This window comes from Bordetella sp. N (genome assembly GCF_001433395.1).
Lineage (GTDB): Bacteria > Pseudomonadota > Gammaproteobacteria > Burkholderiales > Burkholderiaceae_B > Bordetella_C.
In genome coordinates, this window is the sequence record NZ_CP013111.1 from 3,067,914 (window position 1) to 3,086,744 (window position 18,831).

At 65.3% G+C, this 18,831-nt stretch carries 15 protein-coding genes; 10 read left to right on the forward strand and 5 right to left on the reverse strand.

What is annotated here, in order from left to right:
* Nucleotides 1-223 precede the first annotated feature (223 nt).
* Nucleotides 224-769, forward strand: a complete 546-nt coding sequence (gene folE / locus ASB57_RS13060) for a GTP cyclohydrolase I FolE (protein WP_057652627.1) — start codon at nucleotides 224-226, stop codon at nucleotides 767-769.
* Between the two features lie 101 nt (nucleotides 770-870).
* Nucleotides 871-1,278 (forward strand): FKBP-type peptidyl-prolyl cis-trans isomerase, encoded by a 408-nt coding sequence (locus ASB57_RS13065; protein ID WP_057652628.1) that lies wholly within the window; start codon nucleotides 871-873, stop codon nucleotides 1,276-1,278.
* Between the two features lie 82 nt (nucleotides 1,279-1,360).
* On the opposite strand, the gene bglX is transcribed toward ASB57_RS13065, so the two are convergent.
* Nucleotides 1,361-3,679: a beta-glucosidase BglX gene (gene bglX, locus ASB57_RS13070; protein WP_057652629.1), complete on the reverse strand. Its 2,319-nt coding sequence runs from the start codon at nucleotides 3,677-3,679 to the stop codon at nucleotides 1,361-1,363.
* A 220-nt stretch (nucleotides 3,680-3,899) separates the two neighbouring features.
* On the opposite strand from bglX, the gene ASB57_RS13075 reads away from it, so the two are divergent.
* The 4 genes from ASB57_RS13075 to ASB57_RS13090 all read left to right on the forward strand — a co-directional run bounded on the left by ASB57_RS13075 (nucleotide 3,900) and on the right by ASB57_RS13090 (nucleotide 7,933).
* Nucleotides 3,900-5,081 (forward strand): CaiB/BaiF CoA-transferase family protein, encoded by a 1,182-nt coding sequence (locus tag ASB57_RS13075; protein ID WP_057652630.1) that lies wholly within the window; start codon nucleotides 3,900-3,902, stop codon nucleotides 5,079-5,081.
* Nucleotides 5,082-5,119: 38 nt separating this feature from the next.
* Nucleotides 5,120-5,881 (forward strand): FadR/GntR family transcriptional regulator, encoded by a 762-nt coding sequence (locus tag ASB57_RS13080; RefSeq protein ID WP_057652631.1) that lies wholly within the window; start codon nucleotides 5,120-5,122, stop codon nucleotides 5,879-5,881.
* Between the two features lie 57 nt (nucleotides 5,882-5,938).
* Nucleotides 5,939-6,754, forward strand: coding sequence for an enoyl-CoA hydratase (locus ASB57_RS13085; RefSeq protein WP_057656117.1), 816 nt, complete (start codon nucleotides 5,939-5,941; stop codon nucleotides 6,752-6,754).
* 201 nt (nucleotides 6,755-6,955) lie between these two features.
* Nucleotides 6,956-7,933: a tripartite tricarboxylate transporter substrate binding protein gene (locus ASB57_RS13090; protein ID WP_231755415.1), complete on the forward strand. Its 978-nt coding sequence runs from the start codon at nucleotides 6,956-6,958 to the stop codon at nucleotides 7,931-7,933.
* Nucleotides 7,934-8,149: 216 nt separating this feature from the next.
* Here ASB57_RS13090 and ASB57_RS13095 read toward each other — a convergent pair whose 3' ends face one another.
* Both ASB57_RS13095 and ASB57_RS13100 read right to left on the reverse strand, forming a co-directional pair.
* Complete coding sequence (locus tag ASB57_RS13095) at nucleotides 8,150-8,767, reverse strand: NUDIX domain-containing protein (RefSeq protein ID WP_057652632.1); 618 nt, start codon at nucleotides 8,765-8,767, stop codon at nucleotides 8,150-8,152.
* A 131-nt stretch (nucleotides 8,768-8,898) separates the two neighbouring features.
* Nucleotides 8,899-9,783: a LysR family transcriptional regulator gene (locus ASB57_RS13100; RefSeq protein WP_057652633.1), complete on the reverse strand. Its 885-nt coding sequence runs from the start codon at nucleotides 9,781-9,783 to the stop codon at nucleotides 8,899-8,901.
* A gap of 294 nt (nucleotides 9,784-10,077) precedes the next feature.
* Between ASB57_RS13100 and ASB57_RS13105 the strand changes: the two genes are divergently transcribed.
* From ASB57_RS13105 to ASB57_RS13115, 3 genes are all read left to right on the forward strand, one after another.
* Nucleotides 10,078-11,208: a mandelate racemase/muconate lactonizing enzyme family protein gene (locus ASB57_RS13105; protein WP_057652634.1), complete on the forward strand. Its 1,131-nt coding sequence runs from the start codon at nucleotides 10,078-10,080 to the stop codon at nucleotides 11,206-11,208.
* A gap of 123 nt (nucleotides 11,209-11,331) precedes the next feature.
* Nucleotides 11,332-12,309, forward strand: a complete 978-nt coding sequence (locus tag ASB57_RS13110) for a tripartite tricarboxylate transporter substrate binding protein (RefSeq protein ID WP_057652635.1) — start codon at nucleotides 11,332-11,334, stop codon at nucleotides 12,307-12,309.
* Between the two features lie 202 nt (nucleotides 12,310-12,511).
* Nucleotides 12,512-13,507, forward strand: coding sequence for a tripartite tricarboxylate transporter substrate binding protein (locus tag ASB57_RS13115; protein WP_057652636.1), 996 nt, complete (start codon nucleotides 12,512-12,514; stop codon nucleotides 13,505-13,507).
* 13 nt (nucleotides 13,508-13,520) lie between these two features.
* Here the strand turns inward: ASB57_RS13115 and ASB57_RS13120 are convergent, their stop codons facing one another.
* A complete protein-coding gene (locus ASB57_RS13120) occupies nucleotides 13,521-15,083 on the reverse strand; it encodes a glycine betaine ABC transporter substrate-binding protein (RefSeq protein ID WP_231755416.1) in 1,563 nt (520 codons plus the stop codon).
* A 152-nt stretch (nucleotides 15,084-15,235) separates the two neighbouring features.
* On the opposite strand from ASB57_RS13120, the gene ASB57_RS13125 reads away from it, so the two are divergent.
* Complete coding sequence (locus tag ASB57_RS13125; protein ID WP_057652638.1) at nucleotides 15,236-15,889, forward strand: LON peptidase substrate-binding domain-containing protein; 654 nt, start codon at nucleotides 15,236-15,238, stop codon at nucleotides 15,887-15,889.
* A 69-nt stretch (nucleotides 15,890-15,958) separates the two neighbouring features.
* Here ASB57_RS13125 and ASB57_RS30640 read toward each other — a convergent pair whose 3' ends face one another.
* Nucleotides 15,959-18,778 (reverse strand): glucosidase, encoded by a 2,820-nt coding sequence (locus tag ASB57_RS30640; RefSeq protein ID WP_082621583.1) that lies wholly within the window; start codon nucleotides 18,776-18,778, stop codon nucleotides 15,959-15,961.
* Nucleotides 18,779-18,831: the final 53 nt, after the last annotated feature.

The window sequence follows — 18,831 nt, forward strand, 5'->3', positions numbered from 1 at the left end:
GTCAGCGGCCGGCATCGGCCCCCTCCGGGCCTCCCCTCGCCGCCCGCCCCCGTTAATGCCCCTGCGTCCCCAGCAGGTTCAGCGCAGCGACGCCGCCGGTTTGTTATCGTAGCGGCACGCCACACACGCCGGTACGCCACTGCCGCCGGCCGAACACTCGCGGGGACGCGCCGGCCCAGGCCGTGCGGACCCGTCGCATCGACTCACACAGGTAAATAGCACCATGTCCTTGGACTCCAACTACCACGCCATCCTGCAATCGCTGGGAGAGGATCCCGACCGCGAAGGCCTGCGCGACACGCCCAAGCGCGCCGCCAAGGCCATGAAGTATCTTTGCCAGGGCTATCACCAGTCGCTGGAAGAAATCGTCAACGGCGCGCTGTTTACTTCGGAAAGCAGCGAGATGGTGCTGGTCAAGAACATCGAGCTGTACTCCCTGTGCGAACACCACATCCTGCCTTTCATCGGCAAGGCGCACGTAGCTTATCTGCCCAAGGGCAAAGTGCTGGGCCTGTCCAAGGTCGCGCGCATCGTCGACATGTTCGCCCGCCGCCTGCAGATCCAGGAAAACCTCGGCCGCCAGATCGCCGATGCCGTGCAACAGGTCACCGGAGCATCCGGTGTGGCGGTGGTCATCGAAGCGCAACACATGTGCATGATGATGCGCGGCGTCGAGAAGCAGAACTCGTCCATGGTGACGTCGGTGATGCTGGGCGAATTCCACGACAATCCCGCCACCCGCGCGGAATTCCTCACCTTGGTGCGTTGATACGACCTGCCCCGCTCGCGCGGCAACGGACGGCCGGCACGCAGCACGCTATGAAATCGCCCCGCCAGTGCGCAACTGGCATTGTTTATCCAGGACCTTTGATGAAAACATCCCGTCTTCTTTTCGCCGCAGCCGCCCTGGCCTTCGCCGCCACGGGCCATGCCCAGTCCAACGCCGTCCAGACCCTGCCGTCCGGCGTGCGCGTTGAAACGGTCACCGCCGGCAAGGGTATCAACCCGACGGCCGACAGCACCGTGACGGTGAACTACCGCGGCACCCTGACCAACGGCACGGAATTCGACAGCTCGTACAAGCGCAACGAGCCGATCTCCTTCAGCCTGCGCCAGGTGATCCCCTGCTGGACCGAAGGCATCCAGAAAATGGCGGTCGGCGGCAAGGCCGTTCTGTTCTGTCCGGCAAAGACGGCCTACGGCTCGCGCGGCGCTGGCGGCGTGATTCCGCCGAACGCCGACCTGAAGTTCGAAGTGGAACTGCTCGGCGTCCGCTGATCCCCGCGCGGCCCATCCGCAATGAAAAACGCCCGCATCCTTGCAAGGATGCGGGCGTTTCTATTTCCAGCGCCGCAAGGGCTTACTTGCGTTTAGCCGCCAGCAATTCGAAATTCGCCGCCTTCACGTCAACCGAATCCAGCCCGATGTAGACGTTGAAGCGCCCCGGCTCCACCACGCGCTTCAGGTCGTTGTCGAAGAAGGACAGATCGTCCTGCTTGATGGTGAAGCTGACCTCTTTCTGCTCGCCCGGCTTCAGCATGACCTTCTGAAAGCCCTTGAGCTCCTTGACCGGCCGGCTGATCGACGCCACCGGATCCTGCAGATAGAGCTGCACCACCGTGGCCCCCTCGCGCGACCCGGTATTGCGCACCGTGACGCTGGCGCGCACCGTCCCGCCCATGGGCACGGTCGCCGCCGACAACTTGACGTCGGACACATCGAAGGTGGTGTAGCTGAGCCCGAAGCCGAAGGGGAACAAGGGACCGTTGGGCGCATCGAAATAGCGCGACGTGTACTTGTCCGGATGCTCGGGGTCGAAGGGCCGCCCGGTGTTCAGATGGTTGTAGTACAGCGGAATCTGCCCCACTGAACGAGGGAAGGTCATGGGCAGCTTGCCCGACGGATTGACGTCGCCGAACAGCACGTCCGCCACCGCGTGGCCGCCTTCGGTGCCGGCGAACCAGGCTTCCAGCATGGCGTCGGCGTTGTCCTTTTCCCAGCCCAGCGCCAGGGGCCGGCCGTTCATCAGCACCACCACCAGCGGCTTGCCGGTGGCCTTCAGCGCCTTCAGCATTTCTTCCTGGCCACCCAGCAGGGTGATGTCCGAACGGCTGGACGCCTCATGGGCCATGCCCTGCGTCTCGCCCACCACGGCCACCACCACATCCGCCTTCTTCGCCGTCTCGACCGCCTCGTCGATCAGCTGCTGGCGCGTACGCGGATCGTCCTCGACATCCTTTTCGTAGATGTTCAGGTACTTGATGATCTCCGGATCGTCGACCACATTGGTGCCGCGCGCATACAGCAGCGTGCCCTTGTCGCCCATGGCATCGGCCACACCCTGGTACAGCGACACCACCTGCCCGGGCACACCGGCCGCGGACCAGTTGCCCATCATGTCGCGCTGGCTCTTGGCCAAGGCGCCGATCACGGCAATGGTGCCTTCCTTCTTCAGCGGCAAGGTCTGCTTGTCGTTTTTCAGCAGCACCAGGCTCTGCCGCGCCACTTCACGCGCCGCCTGGCGGTGCATGCGGCTTTCGGCATTGGTGTCGGCCGGATCGTCAGCCGCCACGCCGACATGGCGATAGGCGTTCTGGAACAGGCCCAGGTCGTACTTGACCCGCAGCACGTCGCGCACGGCGCGGTCGATGTCGGCCTGCTTGATCCGGCCCGCCTGCAACAGCGGCTTCAGATTCTGGCCATACATGGTGTCGCTCATGCTCAGGTCGGCGCCGGCCGAGATGGCCAGACGCGACGCGTCCGCGCCGTCGGCGGCCACGCCGTGCTTGATCATCTCCATGATGGCGCCGTGATCGCTGATGGTCACGCCCTTGAAGCCCCACTGCTTGCGCAGGATGTCCTGCAGCAGCCATTTGCTGGCCGTGGCCGGCACGCTGTTGACGGCGTTCAGCGAAATCATCACGCCGGCCGCGCCCGCGTCGATGGCGGCCTTGTAGGGCGGCAGATAGTCCTGGAACAGCTTCTGCGGACTCATGTCCACGGTGTTGTAGTCGCGGCCGCCTTCGATGGCGCCATACGCCGCGAAGTGCTTGACCGCCGCCAGGATGTTGCCGGGCGCGGCGGGATCCGTGCCCTGATAGGCATGGACCAGGGTCGCGCCGATGCGCGAGACCAGATAGGTGTCTTCGCCGAAGCCTTCCGAATTGCGGCCCCAGCGCGGATCGCGCGAAATATCCACCATGGGCGAGAACGTCATGTTCAGGCCGTCCGCGCTGGCTTCCACGGCGGAAATGCGGCCGCTCAGGGCAATCGCGTCCATATCCCAGGTCGACGCCAGGCCCAGGCCAATGGGGAATATGGTGCGGTGGCCGTGCAGCACGTCATAGGCGAAGAACAAGGGGATCTTCAGGCGGCTGCGCACCGCGGCATCCTGCAGCACGCGTATGTCCGGCCGCACCACGGTATTGAAGATACCGCCGACCTTGCCGGCCTCGATATCGCGAATCAGCACATCCTTGTGCGCATCCGGGCCCGCGTCGACGCTGACCAGGCGCAGCTGGCCGATCTTCTCGTCCAGCGTCATCTTCTGCATCAGGCGGGTGATATAGGTCTCACGGTCCTCGCCCGTCACCGGGCGGTGCGTGTCGCCGCCTTGCGCGAAGGCAGGCGCGCTGGCCAGGCTCAGTAACAACAGCCCCAGCATGCGGATTTTTTTCATTGAGTCGACGTTCCAGCTTATGGGCGGCCACGTCTCCACGCTGCCAGCCCTTTGTCAGTTGAGGGTCGAGTGTGCCACAGGATAAGAAAAATCCTGGTCTGCATCCGGGTTTTCCTGAATATGGCCATGGCAGCCTATTAAGTAGGATGTCCAACATCCTACTGCGTGTTACCTGCATGTCCATTGCAGCACGCCATAACAATCAGGAGACAGAACGGCCATGGCTGTACCTTATCTGCCGCTCAAGCGGTTCGTCGTCCTCGACCTTTCCCGTGTGCGTTCCGGCCCCGCCGCCGTGCGCCAGTTCGCCGACTGGGGCGCCGACATCATCAAGGTCGAGGAACCCAGCGAGGTCAAGGACGACAAGCCGGGCGGCGCCGCCAAGTTCAGCGACTACCAGAACACCCATCGCAACAAGCGCAGCCTGACCCTGAACCTGAAGGATCCGCGCGGCAAGGCGCTGTTCCTGGAGCTGGTGAAGCGGGCCGACGTGCTGGTGGAAAACTACCGCCCTTCCGTCAAGAAGAAGCTGGGCATCGATTATGAATCGCTGCGCAAGATCAACCCGCGCCTGGTGTATGGCAGCATCTCCGGCTTCGGCCAGGACGGCCCTTATGCCGACCGCCCCGGCCTGGACCAGATCGCCCAGGGCCTGGGCGGCATCATGTCGGTGACGGGTGAAGCCGGCCACCCGATGCGCGCCGGCATCCCCATCGCGGATCTCAGCGCGGGACTGTTCGCCGCCATCGGCATCCTGATCGCGCTGCTGGAACGGGAGCAAAGCGGCCAGGGCCGCTGGGTGCAGACCTCGCTGCTGCAGGCCCAGGTGTGGATGATGGACTTCCAGGCCACCCGCTGGCTGATCGACGGCGAAGTGCCGGGCCAGTCCGGCAACGACCATCCGACCAGCGCGCCGACCGGCGTGTACCCCACCGCCGACGGCTATATCAATATCGCGGCCATGGGCTCGACCATGTTCAACCGACTGTGCGAAGTGCTGGGCATGCCGGAGATGGCCAAGGACCCGCGTTTCCTGGAAGCCGGCCTGCGAGTGGAAAATCGCGGCGACCTGAATCGCGAGATCATTGCCCGCACCCGTACCCGCGACAGCGCCGACTGGATCGCCGCCTTGAACGCCGCCGGCGTGCCTTGCGGCCCCATCCTGTCCATGGACGGCACCTTCGCCAACGAACAGGTGCAGCACCTGCGCATGACCCGTCAGGTGGAGCATCCGCGCAAGGGGCCTATCACCATCATGGCCCAGCCCGTGAATTTCAGCGAAGGCGAGTTGCCCGATCCGCGGCCCGCGCCTGAAACGGGGGCGGATACGGCGGAAATCCTGGCGTGGCTGGGCATCGACGCGGCGGAGCTCGAACGTTTGCGCGGCGCCGGCGTGGTGTGACACCATCAGGCCCCTTAGCAAGCATCCTGGAATGAACCATGGCAGTCTCCGATCTCGCCACTGACCTGCCCTTCGGCAACCTGGCCCGGCCCGATAACCTGCCTGACGAAATCGCCCTGCAAATCCGCGGCAAGATCGTCAGCAAGGCGTTCGAGCCTGGTCAGCGCCTGCCGACGGAACTGGAGCTGTCGCAGATCTTCGGCGTCAGCCGCAATGTGGTGCGCGAGGCCATCGCCCGGCTCAAGCTGTCCGGCTATATCGAAACCCGCCGGGGCGTGGGCAGCTTCGTCGCCACGGATGCCGGCCAACAACATTTCGCGTTGACCCCGCAGGAGTTGCTGCGCGCCGATGCGCTGGAGCAGGTCTACGAGCTGCGCGTGGAAATCGAGGCTGGCGCGGCGGCATTGGCGGCACGTCATCGCACCGACGCCCAGCTGACCAAGCTGCGCGAGGCGCTGGCCAAGGTGGATGCGTCGACGGACGACTGGCGCGTCGGCGCGGACCGCGCCATCGACTTCCACATGGCCGTCGGGGAAGCGACCAACAATCCGTATTTCGTACGGCTGCTGGGGCATTTCGCCCGCGTCATCGGCGATGCGGTGCGCACGCTGCGGTACAGCAGCACGGGCACCGATCGCATGGACCAGATCGAACGCGAACACCATCAGATCTTCGATGCCATCGCCGCGGGCGACGCCGACGCGGCGCGGCACGCGATGCGCCAGCATCTGGAGCACGGGATGGAGCGCCGCAAGGCCATCCTGGAAAAGAAACAAAAGCAAGGCGACACCTTGCCTTGACCAAAGGAAAAGCGGCACGCAGACACGTGCCGCGTGGAAGACAACGAGGACTCACCCATGACCGTCGAACGCTTACTGCAGGACAGCATCACCGAAAACATCATCGTGGAAAAGCGCGGCAATGCCGGCTGGATCACGTTCAACGACCCCGGCCGCCACAACGCCGTGTCCTATGCGATGTGGGAAGCCATTCCCCCTGCCCTGCAGGCCTTCCAGGACGATCCGGACATCCGCGTGGTGGTGCTGACGGGTGCGGGCGAAAAGTCCTTCGTCAGCGGCGCCAACATCTCGCAATTCGACCAGCTGCGTTCCGGTGAGGAAGCGGTGCAGGCCTACGAACGCGTGGCCGAGGCCGCCCAGTTGGCGCTGTACGACTACGACAAGCCCACCATCGCGCGTATTCGCGGCTACTGCATCGGTGGCGGCCTGAACATCGCGCTGTGCTGCGACCTGCGCGTGGCGTCCGACGACAGTTCGTTTTCCATCCCGGCCGGCAAGCTGGGCCTGGGCTACCGCATGACGGCCATCCGCAACCTGGTGACGGCGGTGGGTCCCGCCAATGCCCTGGAAATCTTCCTGACGGCCAATCGCTTCAAGGCGGCACAGGCGCGTGAGCTGGGCCTGCTGCACAAGGTGACGGCGGCCGCGGAACTGGATGCCGCGCTGGAAACCTACATCAGCCAGATCGCCGCCAACGCGCCGCTGACCCTGCGCGCCGGCAAGAAGATGATTCGCCAAATGCAGCAGCTGGGACCGGAAGTGGACCAGGACGCCATGACGCGCCTGGTGCTGCAGTGCTTCGAAAGCAATGACTATCGCGAAGGCCGCAAGGCGTTCGCCGAGAAACGGACGCCGGTGTTCAACGGGACCTGATACCCGGCCCCGCCCCACGACGCTTCAGACGTAAACGCAGTAGCAGCACCGATGCCAGGCCGCCTTGCGGCCCGGCAGGGGGAAGGCTTGCCCGCGGCAAGCGCCCGCAAGGCTTTATCCGGATGGGCGGTCAAGCGGCAGTGATTAGCCGCAAGGCCATCCGGCATCCGATGACCTTCATCGACAACAACGGAGACAACGATGAAATCGAGCATGGCCAGCATGATCCTGGCGGCGAGCGCCGCCTTCGCGGTGGTGCCGGGCGCCGCCCGGGCCGCCTATCCCGAGCAGCCCATACGCCTTGTCATCGGCTATGCCGCGGGCGGCACCACCGACATCCTGGCGCGCGCCCTTGGCGAGCAGTTGGGCAAGGCGCTGAACCAGGCCGTCATCATCGAGAACAAGCCGGGCGCGGCGGGCAACCTGGCGGCTTCCTATGTGTCGCAAGCGAAACCGGACGGCTATACCTTGTTCATGGCCACCGTCGCCAGCCATGGCATCAACCCGGCTTTGTACAAGAACCTGGGGTATGAGCCGGTCAAGGGCTTCGCGCCAGTGGGCATGGTGGCGTCGATACCCTTGGTGCTGATCGCCAATCCCAAGCTGCCGGCGAAGAGTGTCGAGGAACTGGCGGCCTTGTGCCGGGAGAAGCCGGGCACGATGAACTATGCGTCCAGCGGCAATGGCTCGCCCGTGCATCTGGCCGGCGCCATGTTCGCGCAGGCGGCGCATGTGAACATCGTTCATGTGCCTTATCGCGGTGGGGCGTTGGCGAACACGTCGGTGATGACGGGCGAAACGCAGTTCAGTTTCGCCACCTTGCCGGCCGCGTTGCCGCAGGTGAAGGCGGGGACCTTGAAAGCCCTGGCCGTGACCACCAAGGAAAGGTCGGATCAATTGCCGGATGTGCCCACGGTGGGGGAGACCAAGGGGTTTAACGGGTATGAGATCAATACCTGGAACGCCATCATGGCGCCCGCCGGCACGCCGCCGGCCGTGGTCGAGAAGTTGAATCAGGCCATCAAGCAGGCGATGACTTCGCCTGAGCTGGTGAAGCGCTTCCAGGGGGAAGGGGCGACGCCCAAGACCAGCACGCCGAAGGAGCTGTCCGCGTTCGTCGATGCTGAGTTGCAGAAGTGGGCGGAAGTGGTCAAGAGCGTGAATATCAAGCTGGATTGAAAGGCCCTCCCCGAGGCGCTTCGCGCCTCCCCCTCAAGGGGGCGGCACTGGCGGACCGGAGAGTAGGCCCTCCCCCAGGCGCTTCGCGCCTCCCCCTCAAGGGGGCGGCACTGGCGGACCGGCAAAGCCGGCTCCGCTGTGCCCCTGATTGAAAAGAAAGGCCTGTGCAATGCACAGGCCTTTCTTTGATGGCGAAACGCAGCCACGCGCGGAGCGCTATTCGTTGCGCTGCCACTCCAGCGGCCAGGCGCCGCTCAGGACGTTCTGCAGCCACAGGGTGCACGTAAGCGTTTTCGAATCGGTCACGCGACCATCCCGGCAGGCTTCGTAGAGTTCTTCCACATCCATGGCGTGGACGTCGAGGAATTCGTCCGGGTCCAGCTCGGCGGCCCCTGCCTGCAGGTTGCGGGCGAAGTAGATGTGGATGATTTCGGTGGAATACGCGATCGCCAGATGTAGCGCACCCGCGTACGCCCATTCACCGCCGCGATAACCGGTTTCTTCCAGCAGCTCGCGCCGGCCGCAGTCGTAAGGATCCTCACCTGGGTCCAGCTTGCCGGCGGGGAATTCGATCATCACGCGGCCGACGGGATAGCGGAACTGACGTTCGACCAGCACGCGGCGGCCGTCGTCCAGCAAGGGGATGACCACGACAGCGCCCGGATGCACCACGTATTCACGCGTGGACGTGTTGCCATTCGGCAGGCGCACCGTGTCGCGGCGAGCTTCCAGGAAACCACCTTTGAACAGCGTCTCGCGACCGACGAGGGTTTCGACCAGATGGGATTCGTCGGCAAGCGCGGCGGCGGAGTGTTTGTCGTCGGGAGCAGTCACGATATTTGGGAGGATGGGGGAAAGCGCTTACTGTAGCAGCAACGCGTGACAGATCCCGGCGGCGGATAAGCGTTGCCGCCCGCGACAGGCGCCGGCAAGACGCGTCGCTGATGTGCGGCCGGCCGCTCGGCCTAGCCCGTCCGGCGGCGTTTTCCAGCCAGGGCCAGTTGTACGAAGGCCTGGACCAATTGGGCGCGCACCGAAGAGGGTTGCCACAGGACGCCGACGGTGCGAGTGGGCCGTGGTGCAGGCAGCGTCCATTTCTTCAACGCGGGATCGGCCGGGCCGATGACCGGCCAGTCCGGCAGCACCGACACGCCCAGCCCTTCCGACACCAGCTTGGCGATCGACTCGATGCCGTCCAGCTCGAAGCGCACGTGCGGGCGGATGCCGCGTTCGCGCAGGTAGTCATCGGCAAGCCGTCCGCCGACGACGCTGCGGTCATAGCGGATGAAGGGTTCGCGCGCCGCGATGGCCAGGGCGTCACGGCCGGAGACGTCGTGGCGGGTCAGCAGAATCAGGGGCTCTTCGCGCAAGGGGCACCAGGCGTAGCCCTTGGGCAGGTCGAACAGCGGATGGACCAGCACCGCGGCATCCAGTTCGCCGGCCAGCACGCGGCTGTACAGCCTTACCGTGGAGCCGGGGTCGATGTAGATCTCGATGTCGGGGTGACGGGCCACCCATTGTTTGAGGACGGTGGGCACGATGCCGGTCAAGGCGGTGGGCGTGGCGCCCAGGCGCAGGGGGCCGGCCGGCATATCCGTGCCCGAAGCGGCTGATTTGAGGTCGCGCACTTCGTCGACCAGGCGCCGGGCGCGTTCCATGATGCGATTGCCGGCGACGGTGGGCCGCACGTTGCGGCCGGAGCGGGCGACCAGCTTGCTGCCGACGGAGGCTTCCAGCGCTTTCAGCCGTTGCGCGACGGAGGCCGGCGTCAGGTCCAGCCGGCGGGCGGCTTCGGCGATGGAACCGGACTCGACCACATGGATGAAGCTCTGCAGGAATCGGGTGTCCATGACGGTCTCGGAAATCAGTTTTCCGGGCAACCCGGAGGTTATTAGGTTGAGGGGCTCCGCCCCTCAACGCTCCTCGCGCGGGTTACGCGCCGCCTCGGCCCGTGCTGACGGGGCGTATTGAGGGGCGGAGCCCCTCAAGGAATCCCTCCCGTGCAATGGGAAAAACATCCATCCCGGAAGATGGATATTACATCTTCACAAGATGCCAAACCGCTATTTTTCTTTTTCCTGGCATCCCCAAGAATGACCCTCATCAACACCCGCCTATAAGCCAATCATCAAAGGAGCCACCCCGTGCCCCGTATCGCTTCGGTCCAGTTCTGCCACGCCGCCGTCCCCCTCGACAAGGTGACGTCGTTCTCCACCCGCACCGTCAGTACCCGCCACTACGGCCTGGTCAAGGTGCGTAGCAGCGACGGTGTCGAAGGCATCGGCTTCTGCTACGTCGGTAGCGCCGCCGGTCAGCTCTTTTCGGTGGCGGTGGAACAATTGCTGGCCCCCCTGCTGGTGGGCGAAGACAGCAGCGCGGTCGAAGCCCTGTGGGCAAAGATGTACAACGACTCCTTGCTGCAAGGCCGCGCCGGCACCGTCATGCGCGCCATCAGCGCGCTGGACACCGCCCTGTGGGACCTGAACGCCCGCAGCGCCAAGCTGCCCTTGCACCGCTACCTGGGCGCGTCCGCGCTGGACAGCGTGCCGGCCTACGCCAGCGGCGGCTATTACCTGGAAGGCAAGACCCCGGCCAAGCTGGGCGAAGAAATGGCCAGCTACGTCGCCAAGGGCTTCAAGGCCGTCAAGATGAAAGCTGGTCGCCTCAGCCCCAAGGAAGAAGAAGCCCGCCTGCGCGCGGCCCGCGAAGCCATCGGCCCCGACGTCGAACTGATGATGGACATGAACAATGCGTGGTCCGACGTCACGCAAGCCATGCAGTACGTCCAGCGCTTCGAACAATACAACCCCTACTTCCTGGAAGAACCCTTCTCCCCGGACGACATCGACAGCCACGCCAAGCTGGCGCGCCTGACCCGCGTGCCCGTGGCGACCGGCGAAATCGGCTACGGCCGCTGGTACCACAAGGAACTGCTGGACAAGGCCGGCGCCTCCATCCTGCAGACCGACGCGCTGGTGTGCGGTGGCATCACCGAATGGAAGCGCATCGCGGCCACGGCCGCCAGCTATGGCGTGGTGGTGTGCCCGCACTGGTTCCACGACGTCCACGCCCCGCTGGTGGCGGCCACGCCCAACGCCCGTTACGTCGAATTCTTCTGGGACGACCAGGTGCTCAACTTCCGCCGCCTGGTCGACCGCCAGCTGGAGCATCGCGACGGCCATGTCATCCTGCACCAGGAACCCGGCCTGGGCTTCAACTTCGATGAAAAAGCCGTGACGCGCTATGGCCAGTGGGGCACCGTCAACGAAAAATAATCCGCGCCCCGTGGAGTCCGCAGTCTAAAAACAAAACACCCTGGTACCAGGACGCCGGCGGCGCAAGCCGCCGGCACCACAGCCGCGGCACAGCGGCACCCTGGACACGAGGAGGAGACATACATGCACCGCAAGGAATTCCTGCGTTCCACCCTCGCCGCCATGGCGGCCCTGGCCTTGCCGCGCATCAGCGCGGCCGCCGGCGCGTGGCCCGACCGGCCCATCAACTACGTCGTGGCCTTTCCGCCCGGCAGCAACACCGACGTGCTGGGCCGTATCGTCGCCCAGCACCTGGGCGACGCGCTGCACACGTCGGTGGTGGTCGACAACCGACCCGGCGCCACCGGCATGATAGGTTCGGCCTACGTCGCCAAAGCCCCGCCGGACGGCTATACCCTGCTGGGCGCCAGCATCGCGTCGCACGCCATCAATCCCAGCCTGTTCCGCAACATGCAGTACGACCCGGTGCGTTCGTTCCAGCCCGTCACCATCATCGGCATGAACGGCAACACCCTGGTGGTGCGGCAGGACAGTCCCTATAAAAGCGTCGCCGACCTCATCGCGGACGCGCGCAAGCGGCCCGGCACCGTGTCCTTCGCGTCGTCGGGCATCGGCACCACGCAACACCTCTCCGGCGTGCTGCTCGAACAGCTGGCAGGCATCAAGATGGTCCACGTGCCCTACTCCAGCCGCTCGGCCCTGCCCGATGTGATCGGCGGCCAGGTCGACTTCATGTTCGAAGGGCCCACCGTGATCTCGCACGTCAAGGGCGGCAAGCTGCGGGCGCTGGCGGTGACTTCGCCAAAACGCCTGGACAGCCTGCCGGACGTGCCCACCATGATGGAAGCGGGTGTGGCCGGCTATCAGGTGCAGGCCTGGCAGGCGATCTTCGCGCCGGCGGGTCTGCCGCCGGCCATCCTCGACAAGCTTTATCACGCCATTGCCGACGTCTTGAAGCAGCCCAAGGTGCTGGCGCAGCTGCGCGACATGGGCGTCGAGCCTTCCGGCATCACACCACGCGACTTCGCGCAGTTCCAGCAAACGGAGATCCATCGCTGGGCTGAAGTGGTCGGCAAGGCGGGGATCAAAGCCGACGGTTGATCGGCGGATTCCGGCGCGCCGTCGGCTGCCGCCTGGCAGCCCGGCTGTCCAACGCCCGGGATTTGGAGCATGGCCGCGCCCTGCTCCGTGCCGTATATTGCCTCCATAAAGAAGATTCAGCGTTCCGGGCCCAACGCCTTCACGGCGATGGGCCCGCGCCACACGAATCCCGCGACCCTGCGGAAAAACGAGGAGGAAGACAATGACAAGCAGTCCCGCTATCACCCTGCGTCGGCGCATCGCCACCGGAGCCCTGCTGGCAAGCACCTTGATGGGCAGCCTGGCGTTCACCAGCGCGGCGCGCGCGGACGAGTATCCCGACAAACCCGTCAAGGTAGTCGTGGCCTTCACGGCCGGCGGCACCACCGACATCCTTACCCGCAGCGTCTCCAACCTGCTCGGCCAGCGCTTCAAGCAATCCTTCATCGTCGAGAACAAGCCCGGCGCCGGCGGCAATATCGGCACTGAATATGTCGCGCGCTCCGCACCGGACGGCTATACCCTGATCGTCGACTCCGTCGGTCCGATCGCGGTGAACTCCAGCCTCAACAAGCTGAACTACGACCCCCTGGTGGACCTGGTGCCCGTCATCCAGATCGCCGACGTGCCCAATGTGCTGGTGGTGCCGCCCGATCTGCCCATCCACAACATGAAGGAATTCCTGGCCTACGCCAAGACTCACTCGGGCAAGCTGAACTACAGCTCGACCGGCATCGGCACGTCCTCGCACCTGTCCAGCTACATGCTGATGCAGCTCAACAATGTGCAGGCCACGCACGTGCCCTACAAGGGCGCGGACGCGCTCAACGACCTGCTCACAGGCCGCGTGCAATTCATGTTCGCCACCATTCCGTCGGTGATCGGCCAGATCAAGGCAGGCAAGCTGCGCGCCATCGCGGTCAGCAGCGTGCGCCGCTCGGCGTCCATGCCCGATATCCCCAGCGTGGCCGAGAGCGGCTTTCCCGGCTTTGAAGCGGGCTCCTGGTTCGGCATGTTCGCGCCTAAGGGCACCCCGCCGGCCGTGATCGCCAAGCTCAACACGTCCATCAATGCCGTCCTGCCGGAACTCAAGGACAAGATGATCGCCGAGGGCGCCGATCCCGTGGGCGGCAGCGCCGCCGACTTCGGCAAGTTCACTCAAGCCGAACAGCGCAAATGGAGCGCGCTGATCAAGCAGATGAACACCAAGGCGGAATAGATCGGGGCGCCGCTCAGACCCGCGTATGGCGGCGCAGCCGCCATTGCAGCGCTTCGAACAACAGCTCGCTGACCAGGGCCAGGGCGGCCGCGGGCGCGGCGCCGGCCAGCATCAAGGCACGGTCGTTCAAGGCCAGGCCGGTGACGATGCGTTCGCCGTAACCACCGGCACCGATGAAGGCCGCGATGGTGGCGGTGCCGATGGCGATCGACGTCGCCGTCCGCACCCCCGCGATGATGGTGGGCCGCGCCAGCGGAAACTGCACCAGCCGCAAAGCCTGGCCGGACGTCATCCCCAGGGCGATGGCCGCCTGCCGCATCGAGCCCGATACTTCGCCCAGGCCGGCGCAGGTATTGCTGAAGATGGGCAAGAGCGCGTACAGCATCAGGGCCGTCAGCGCCGGCAGCGCGCCGATCGCGCCGGTCAGGGAAATCAATACCGCCAGCAAGGCCAGCGAGGGAATGGTCTGCAACAGACCGGCCACGCCCAGCGCCAAGGCCCGCAGCCGGGGCCGCGCATGCACCAGGATGCCGGCCGGCACCGCGATCATGCAGGCCACCAGCACCGCCACGCCGACCAGCAGCAGGTGCTGCGCGGTCAAGCGTCCCAAATCCGGGCCGAACAGCTTGGCCAGGAAGCCGCGCGCTTCGCGGCCGGGCTCGGGCGGCGCTTCGCCACGCTGGCGCGCCGCCAGCCATTCCTGGGCGATGGTCTGGAAGGGCACGCCATCCAGTTCGGCGCGCGCGTTCATGGTGATCATCGCGTTCTCGTCGATGCTGCCGGCCAGCGCCTGCATGGCCGCCCATGCCTGCGGGTGCCGTTGCGGCAGGTCCAGGCGATGCAGCACCACCGCGTCATAGCGGGGGAAATAGCCAAGATCGTCACGCAACACGCGCAGGCCCAGGGCCTTGATCTTGGCGTCCGTGGTGTAGATGTCGATGACGTCGACCTGCCCTTTGCCCAAGGCGTCATAGGCCAGGCCATGATCCAGGCCGATCGGCGCCTGCCGGTAGCCATAGCGCTGCGCGAGCCCGCGCCAACCGTCGGCGCGGCCGATGAACTCGTTGGACAGGCCCAGGTGCAGTTCAGGATGGCGCGCCAGGTCGCTGAGGGTGGCGATACCCAGGCGGTCAGCATCGGCCGCGCGCATGGCCAACGCATAGCCGTCGTTGAAGCCCAGCGGGATATCGACACCCAGGCCCAGCTTGGCCAGTTCAGGCCGCATCTGCGCCAGGGTCAAGGGACGATCGCTGCGCAGGATTTCCTGCACGATGGTGCCTTCGTATTCGGGGTACAGGTCGATGCCGCCGGTCTGCAAGGCCTGATAGACGATGGCGGTATTGCCCAGGCCCTGGCGCACGACGGGACTGGTCCCGGTGCGCGCCGCGACGGCCTGGGCCAGCACTTCGGCAAGGATGTAGGACTCGGTAAAGCGCTTGGAACCGATGTGCAGCACCGTGTCGCCGGCGTTGCCTTGCGCATGCGCCGGAACCGCTGACAGACCCAGGAGCACTGCCACGCAGCACGCCAGCGCGGCCATGGCGCTGCGTGCCGGGAGTATTTTGAATGCTGCCATTGCGCGGCAGAAAAGCCTGTTCAAGCGGCGGGTCAGGCCAGGCATCTGGTCGTCTACTCCGTGGTTGCCGACGATGTGAAGGACCCGGCCGGCGCCGATCGGACGTCGCGGCCAGCCAGGGCAAACAGGCCTACATAGCTTATCATCGACCCATGGCTTCGATTCCCCTCTTTCCGCTCGGTAACGCCGTCTTCCCGGCCGGTGTGCTGCGCCTGCGCATCTTCGAGGTGCGCTACCTGAGCCTGATCGAACGATGCATCGCGGAAGGCACGCCTTTCGGCGTGGTTCCGCTGCTCGCGGGCAGCGAGGTGCGCAAGCCGGAAGGCGGCGAAGTGCTGGCGCAGGCCGGCACCCTGGTGCGGGTGGAAGAGCGCACCACGCCCATGCCCGGCCTGATGCAGATCACCTGTAGCGCCACGCAGCGTTTCCTTCTGCGCGACAGCGAACAGGGCCAATACGGTTTATGGCACGGCACGGCCGACCTGCTGGACGACGATCCCGTCCTTCCCGTGCCGCAACGCCTGCAGAGCTGTGCCAATGCGCTGGGGGCACTGATCGCGCAATTGCAAAAGAGCGGCACGCCGGCTCATCTGATGCCGCTGGTACCGCCCTTCCGCCTGGACGAATGCGGCTGGGTGGCCGACCGCTGGACCGAGCTGCTGCCCCTGCCCATCGAAGAGAAAGCGGCCTTGCTGCTGTCCACTGATCCACTGCATCGGCTCGCGCTGATTCATAACGCGCTGGGCGACAGGCAGTTGCTGCCGCCGGACGATGCACAGGACGATCCACTGCGGCCTGACAACTGACCCAGGTTCTTGCGGTTCCAAAGCGTGCCCCCGAAGGGAAAGGGCCCAATGGCCCACATCGGCGCCGCCTCAATCTTCCCTGAGGTCGATCCCCTCCCCATCATCCGGCACGTCCCCATGCGTGTCGCCGCCGGTTCGCTGTATCAGCAAAGCCACCAGGCTGGTCCAGCCGGTCTGATGCGATGCCCCCATCCCCCGCCCGTCGTCGCCATGGAAGTATTCGTGGAACAGCACCATGTCGCGGCTGGCGGGATCGCCCTGCAAGGACGGGTAGCTGGCCATGGAAGGCCTGCGGCCGGAGCCGTCCTTGAGGAACAGCCCGATCACCCGCGCGGACAAGGCATCGGCGATTTCGCGCAGCGTGAGCAGCTTCCCCGAACCGGTGGGATATTCAACACGGAAGTCGTCACCGTAATAGCGGTGGAATTCGTACAGCGATTCGATCAGCAGATAATTCACCGGCAGCCATACCGGCCCGCGCCAATTGGAATTGCCGCCGAACACGCGGCCTTCGGATTCGCCAGGCAGGTAGCGGATGCCGAAGCTGTCGCCGCCGTGCTGGTAGACGAAGGGATGATCGCGGTGGTAACGCGACAGCGCCCGCACGCCGTGGTCGGAAAGGAACTCTTCGGTGTCCAGGGCGCGGCGCAGCAAGGCTTTGGTACGGTGGCCCCGCAGCAGGGACAGCAGCACGGAATTGCCCACGCCTTGTTCGGTCCAGCGCGAGACCAGCTTCGCCAGGTCCGGACGATGCCGCAGGAACCAGCGCAGGCGTTCCTTGAAACCAGGCAGGCGGCCATGCACGCGTTCTTCCAGCACGTGCACCGCGAATAAGGGAATCAGGCCGACGATGGACCGGACCCGCATGGGTTGGCTGCTGCCATCCGGCAAGTGCAGCGCGTCGTAGAAGAACTCGTCTTCGTCGTCCCACAAGCCGCGCTCGTCCTCATCGCCGCTATTGACCGCCCCGGCGATGTAAAGAAAGTGCTCGAAGAACTTCACGCCGATGTCGACGAAGGTCTTGTTGACGGTGGCCAGTTCCAGGGCGATGCGCATCATGTCCAGCGCATAGGCCGCCATCCACGCCGTGCCGTCGGCCTGATCGATATGGCCGCCGGTGGGCAGCGGCGCCGAACGGTCGAAGATGCCGATATTGTCCAGACCCAGGAAACCACCCTGGAAGATATTGTGGCCGTCGGCATCGCGGCGGTTGACCCACCAGCCGAAATTCAACAGCAGCTTGTGGAAGATCAGCTCCAGGAACTCATGGTCGGGCCGCCCGGACCACGCACGATCGATCTCGTAGACGCGCCAGGCCGCCCACGCATGCACGGGCGGATTGCCGTCGCCGAAGGCCCATTCGTAGGCGGGCAACTGGCCGTTGGGATGCTGATAGCGGTCCTTGACCAGCAACAGCAGCTGCTGCTTGGCGAAGGCCGGGTCGACCAGCGCAAAGGCGGCGGCCTGGAAGGCCAGGTCCCATGACGCGTACCAGGGGTACTCCCATTTATCCGGCATGGAAATCACTTCCCCATTGGCCAGATGGCGCCAGTCGGCGTTGCGGCCGCGCTTGCGGCGCGCGGACGGCTTGGGTTGCGCCGCGTCGCCATCGAGCCAGCGGCTGACGTCGAACTCGTAGTACTGCTTGGACCACAGCAGGCCGGCCAGGGCCTGGCGCTGCACCAGGCGGGCGTCGGGATCGGGCAGCGCCTGCTGCAGGCAGGCATAGAAGGCGTCGGCTTCCGCGCGGCGCTGCGTGAACAAGGAGTCGACGTCATAGGGCGCGGGCCTGTGCGCCTGGCCATGGCTGTCCGTGGGCGCAGGGCCGCCAGCCGCAGCGGCATCGTTGCCGGTCGCCGGCCGCGGTCCGCCAGCCGTCACCCCGTTCGCGGCATCGCTCCCTGTCAAAGGCCGCCAGCGTAAGGTCATCACCGTGCTGCCGCCCGCGGCCAGGGTCAGCTTGACGTAGGCCGCCGCGCGCGTGCCCGCGTCGTGGCGTACCGCCTGCGCGTCGCCATGCACCACGTAGTCGTTGAAGCCGTCCTTGAACGGACCCGCGCCGTCGTTGCCGAACAGGCGGCGCACGTTGGTTTCGTTTTCGCAAAACAACCACTGCACCGGCATAGCGGCCTGTGCGGTGACCAACATCGGTTCGTGGGCGCCATGGCGCGCGATGACCTCCTCACCTGCGGCGCCTGTCCTGTGCCGCAGCGAAGGCTTGTTCGTATCGCCATCCCAGGACCAGGTATTGCGCGCCCAGAATTGCGGCAACAGATGCAGCTCGGCGGCTTCGTCCGCGCGGTTATGAACCGTGATGCGCATGGTGACGTCGTCATACGCGTGCTTGGCGTATTCCACGAAGACATCGAAATAGCGCTGGTCGTCGAAGACACCGGTGTCGAGGATTTCGTATTCCGCCTGATCGGGCCCGCGCCGCCCGTTCTCCGCCACCAGGTCTGCGTAGGGAAAGGCCGCGTGCGGATACCGGTACATCATGCGCATATAGGAATGCGTGGGCGTGGCGTCCAGGTGGAAGTACAACTCCTTGACGTCTTCGCCGTGATTGCCTTCGGCGTTGTTCAGGCCGAACAGGCGTTCCTTGATGATGGGATCGCGGCCATTCCACAGGGCCAGCCCCACGCACCAGCGCAGCTTCTCGTCGCCGAAACCGGCGATGCCGTCCTCGCCCCAGCGATAGGCGCGGCTGCGTGCGTGATCGTGCGGGAAATAATCCCAGGCCGTGCCGAACTCGCTGTAGTCCTCGCGCACGGTGCCCCATTGGCGGTCGCTCAGATAAGGCCCCCAGCGGCGCCAAGGCGTTTTATCCGCGGCATGCAGGCGGTGGCCTTCGGCGGTATCGAACAAGCCGGGGGGCAGTTTGAATGGCATTCACGCTTCCAATCCACGTCTGCCAGGCGCAGGCGCGGCTATTCGTTCATATT